Genomic DNA, 295 nt, shown 5'->3' on the forward strand with positions numbered 1-295 from the left:
AGATACCCCTCGCGCAGTGCGCGCACGGTATAGCGCGCGGCGGTCAGGGGCAGGCTGGCGAGGGGCTCCGCCCCGGCCAGGGCAGGAGGCAGGGCCGAATCGGTGTGCCCGATCACGGCATAGCGCAGCGGCAGCAGGGACACCGAGCGTTTACAGCTGACGCAGGGACTGTTGCCTTCGGTGCTGAACGTTTGCCGGGCCACGAAGTTGAGCAGGTCGGTCGGGGCGGTCATGGTCGTGCTCCCTGGAGAAACAACTGGCCCAGGCGTCCTTCGCCCCGGGCGCTACGCTGCAG

At 69.2% G+C, this 295-nt stretch carries 1 protein-coding gene; it reads right to left on the reverse strand.

The window, feature by feature from the left end; genetic code table 11:
• The coding region (locus ACM6J5_RS24220) for a toxin VasX (protein WP_414929483.1) at nucleotides 1-233 on the reverse strand (233 nt) is incomplete at its 3' end.
• Between the last annotated feature and the right edge of the window lie 62 nt (nucleotides 234-295).

Source organism: Pseudomonas sp. IT-P74 (assembly GCF_949768175.1).
Classification (GTDB): domain Bacteria; phylum Pseudomonadota; class Gammaproteobacteria; order Pseudomonadales; family Pseudomonadaceae; genus Aquipseudomonas.